The 4,057-nt window shown below is 42.2% G+C and carries 6 protein-coding genes; all 6 read left to right on the top strand.

From position 1 onward, the window contains the following. Positions 1 to 207: Maf family protein (locus tag LD39_RS16290; protein ID WP_035549828.1), on the top strand; the 207-nt coding region annotated here is incomplete at its 5' end. Positions 208 to 265: 58 nt separating this feature from the next. Further along, complete coding sequence (radC, locus tag LD39_RS16285; RefSeq protein ID WP_035549831.1) at positions 266 to 937, top strand: DNA repair protein RadC; 672 nt, start codon at positions 266 to 268, stop codon at positions 935 to 937. 162 nt (positions 938 to 1,099) lie between these two features. After that, positions 1,100 to 2,140: a rod shape-determining protein gene (locus LD39_RS16280; protein ID WP_035549826.1), complete on the top strand. Its 1,041-nt coding sequence runs from the start codon at positions 1,100 to 1,102 to the stop codon at positions 2,138 to 2,140. A gap of 11 nt (positions 2,141 to 2,151) precedes the next feature. Then, a complete protein-coding gene (gene mreC / locus LD39_RS16275; protein ID WP_035549824.1) occupies positions 2,152 to 3,033 on the top strand; it encodes a rod shape-determining protein MreC in 882 nt (293 codons plus the stop codon). Further along, a complete protein-coding gene (gene mreD, locus LD39_RS16270) occupies positions 3,030 to 3,557 on the top strand; it encodes a rod shape-determining protein MreD (protein WP_052158915.1) in 528 nt (175 codons plus the stop codon). Before mreC ends, mreD begins: the two co-directional genes overlap by 4 nt. A 35-nt stretch (positions 3,558 to 3,592) precedes the next feature. After that, positions 3,593 to 4,057 (top strand): septum site-determining protein MinC (locus LD39_RS16265; protein WP_035549820.1); only part of this gene is annotated, 465 nt, incomplete at its 3' end.

Raw genomic sequence — 4,057 nt, 5'->3', positions numbered from 1 at the left:
GTTTCTTTTTTTTCTTTGGAAGATGAAGAGATCTTCCATTATATTGAAACGGGGGAGTCGATGGATAAAGCAGGGGGATATGGAATCCAGGGTAAGGGAGGACTGCTGGTCGAGCGCATAAGCGGAGATTACTACAACGTTGTCGGGCTCCCGATTTCTCGGGTCGTTCGTGAGCTTAAAGCTTTTGATTGTAATCCATTAGCCTGACTTTCAATACGAGGAATAGGAAGTTAAAGGAGCGAACGGATTGACCCATACGAGTATCATGATTAAAGATGTTCCAAAAGCGGACAGACCTAGAGAGAGGATGATCGACTTAGGGGCTTCCCACCTTAGTAATCAAGAGCTTATTGCTATATTACTAGGAAGTGGAACGAAACAGGAATCGGTCATGGAATTAGCTCAGCGGTTGCTCATTCATTTTGAAGGAATATGGTTATTGAAAGATGCAACGATTGAAGAACTGACAGCCATACGCGGGATTGGAGTAGCGAAAGCTGTGCTAATTATGTCTGCCATTGAGATGGGGAAGCGGATGCAGCAGATGAAGCCTGTTGAGAGGTACATGATTAGAAGCCCTGAAGACGGCGCTGACTTTGTAATGGAAGAAATGCGCGATTTGAAACAGGAACATTTCATTTGCCTGTTTCTGAATACTAAAAATCAAGTCCTCCACCGTCAAACCATCTTCATAGGTAGTTTGAATGCCTCCATTGTCCATCCTCGCGAAGTCTTCAAAGAAGCAGTCAAACGGTCAGCGGCCTCGATCATATGCGCGCATAACCATCCTTCTGGAGATCCAACACCTTCCCAGGAAGATATTCAAGTAACAAGAAGATTAAAAGAGTGTGGAAAGATGATAGGAATTGAATTGTTAGACCACTTAGTGATCGGCGATCGTAAATTTATATCTTTGAAAGAAAAAGGATACTTGTAACACTATCTATTTTTAGAGTTTTTTCGTATAATTGAATAGATGGAAATGAAAAGCGCCATTTATAGGAAATCCTTATAAATTGGCGCTTCTTCTGATTGATTATATTAAAGCTTTGCTTGACCCCTGCTAGAAAAAAGCGGGATCTTAGAAAGGAAGATATTATTGGGTCTATTTGGATTTTCACAAGACTTAGGCATTGATCTAGGTACAGCGAATACGTTAGTGTTCCTGAAAAATAAAGGAGTTATTGTCAGAGAACCCTCTGTCGTGGCAAAAAATGCACAAACGGGGGAAATCGAAGCAGTAGGAAATGATGCAAGGAATATGATTGGCCGGACCCCTAGCTACATATCAGTTATTCGTCCGATGAAGGACGGAGTCATTGCGGATTATGATACGACCGCTCAAATGATGAAGTACTATATTAAGAAGGCGCTGAAAACGAGGTCTTCTTTTGCCAGCAAACCAAACGTTATGGTTTGTGTTCCGTCAGGCATCACGATGGTAGAAGAGCGTGCAGTCATTGATGCGACGAAACAGGCGGGAGCGAAAGAAGCCTATCCGATTGCAGAACCTTTTGCAGCCGCTATTGGTGCAGGACTTCCTGTCTGGGAACCTACCGGAAGTATGGTTGTTGATATCGGAGGCGGAACGACAGAGGTTGCGATCATATCCTTAGGTGGAATCGTAACCAGTCAATCCATCCGTGTCGCAGGCGACGAAATGGATGATGCCATTATTCAACATGTAAGGAAGAAGTACAATTTGATGATTGGCGAAAGAACGTCTGAGGAAGTCAAGATGGAGCTTGGTGGAGCAGGAAGTATAGACACCAATGATGAAATGGATATCCGAGGTCGAGATTTGTTGAGTGGTTTGCCGAAAACCATCACCATTCATTCAAAAGAAATCTTTGAAGCTTTGAAAGATACCGTCGATGCAATCATCGAAACGGTTAAGAACACCTTAGAAAAGACACCTCCAGAGCTCGCCGCAGATATTATGGAACGCGGAATCGTTTTAACTGGTGGAGGAGCATTACTCAGGAACCTTGATACACTCATTAGTGAAGAAACAAACATGCCGGTCTTTATTGCAGATGAACCGCTCGATTGTGTAGCAATCGGAACGGGCAAATCCTTGGAATACATTCATCATTTTCGGTCCCAACCGAATGTGGCAAGCCGAGCTAACATGGAATAGGCGGTTCTGATATGCCTTCTTTATTCCGAAGAAAAAGACTAATGGTTGTATTAATTGGTTTTATCGTACTCGTTGCGTTAATAGGCTTTTCAATTCGAGACCGGGATTCGTTAAGCACTCCTGAGAAATTTCTGCAAGATACAGTAGGGTGGATGCAAACGATTTTTCATAAGCCTGTGAGTCTTGTAGACAATACGGTCGAAAACATTCAGAACATGTTCGAAGTATATGAGCAGAATCAAGTTTTAAAGGCTCGTTTGTCAGAGTATAAAGGTGTTATAAAAGATAATCAAAGACTTAAGAACGATAATGAAGAGCTTCGAAATACGATCGAGAAGACAGAGGCACTTAATGATTATTCCCCAATTCAGGCTACTGTCATTGCTAGAAGTTCAGATCGCTGGTTCGAACAGATGACCATCAATAAAGGGGAAGAGCATGGAATTAAGAAAGATATGGCCGTCATGACAAGTGATGGGCTAGTTGGAAAAATAAAATCTGCGGGAGCCTTTCACTCGACGGTACAGCTCCTCAGCGGTTTTGATCGTTCCAATAAAATCTCATCCTGGGTGGTTCGTGAAGATCAAGATGAAGCTTTCGGGTTGATTGAAGGATATGACGATGAAACTGGTCGGTTGCTGCTAGAAGGAATCAAACTGGATGAAGAGCTGAAAGAAGGCGATACGGTCATTTCTTCTGGACTCGGTGGTGTATTCCCTAGTGATCTTCGTATTGGAACAGTGAAAGAAGTGGTTAACGATCAATTTGGTCTTACGAAAACAGCTTACGTTGAACCATTTGCCGATTTGTTCGACATCAATCACGTCATTGTGGTAGACCGGGCAATGGAAACTATAGAAAGTGAAAGTCAAAGTGAGGGCGATGAATCATGAGGCGGTATTTTATCGGTCTCCTTTGTCTTTTTTTATTAGTTATGCAAGGCATGGCTATGAGCATGCTACCATCAAAGCTTGTCTATTCTGACTTATTAATGACACCCCACTGGATATTAATTTTCTTATTTATTGTAGCGATTTTTTATGATAAGGATGAAACTTACCAGGCGGTTTGGTTTGCGTTGTTCTTCGGTTTGCTGGTCGACGTAGTCTACACAGGTGTCTTAGGAGTCTATATGGTGACATACGCTGTCGTGACTTACATTGTGCATGGGTTGAATAAACTGCTTCACGCGAATTTCGTTACAGCATCGATTCTAGCGGTTATTGGTGTCGCTATAGCTGATACTCTTCTTTATGTCATTTATTCATTTGTTCAAATCACTGCCATGTCTTGGGGGGACTATGTCCTTCTTAGGTTATTACCTACATTGGCAGCAAATATGATATTTTTTATCCTTCTATATCCTCTAGTGAAAGAACGCGTGTCTTTATTAGGAGAGGAAATAAATAATACTTAGTACTTTGTAATGTCTAAGGTTTGAGGTGATGATCTGTGACGGCGAATGTTCAGAAGATAATGATTAAAGGTACAAGAGATGGGTTAACCTTGCGTTTTGATGATCAATGTACATTTGATTCCATCTTGAATGAGCTTCAAAGCAAGCTTTCGATGAATGGAGTCTCGGATGATCAGCCCATGATTCGAGTGACCATTCAACTAGGAAAACGATACCTGAATGATGAACAGAAAGAACAGCTTACTCAAGTGATCAGGGAGAAACAGAACCTGGTTGTCGACCATATTGAATCAGAACTGATCACGAGAAGAGAAGCGCTGCAGTGGAAAGAGAATACAGAAATCACTCCCGTCGTGAAAACGATCAGATCAGGGCAAGTCGTCGAAGTACGCGGTGATCTTTTGTTGATTGGAGACGTTAACCCAGGAGGGCTTGTAACAGCTACAGGAAATATCTTTATTATGGGTAGTCTGCGAGGAATCGCCCATGCGGGGGTGGAA

Origin of the sequence: Halobacillus sp. BBL2006, assembly GCF_000786645.1 — a bacterium.
GTDB lineage: Bacteria > Bacillota > Bacilli > Bacillales > Halobacillaceae > Halobacillus.
This window is presented reverse-complemented; position numbering and strand designations above follow the sequence as displayed.

What these genes read in the sequence shown, in the direction of transcription:
- radC (WP_035549831.1), top strand. Translation starts at nt 266, where the DNA reads ATGATTAAAGATGTTCCAAAAGCGGACAGACCTAGAGAGAGGATGATC.
- mreC (WP_035549824.1), top strand. Translation starts at nt 2,152, where the DNA reads ATGCCTTCTTTATTCCGAAGAAAAAGACTAATGGTTGTATTAATTGGT.
- mreD (WP_052158915.1), top strand. Translation starts at nt 3,030, where the DNA reads ATGAGGCGGTATTTTATCGGTCTCCTTTGTCTTTTTTTATTAGTTATG.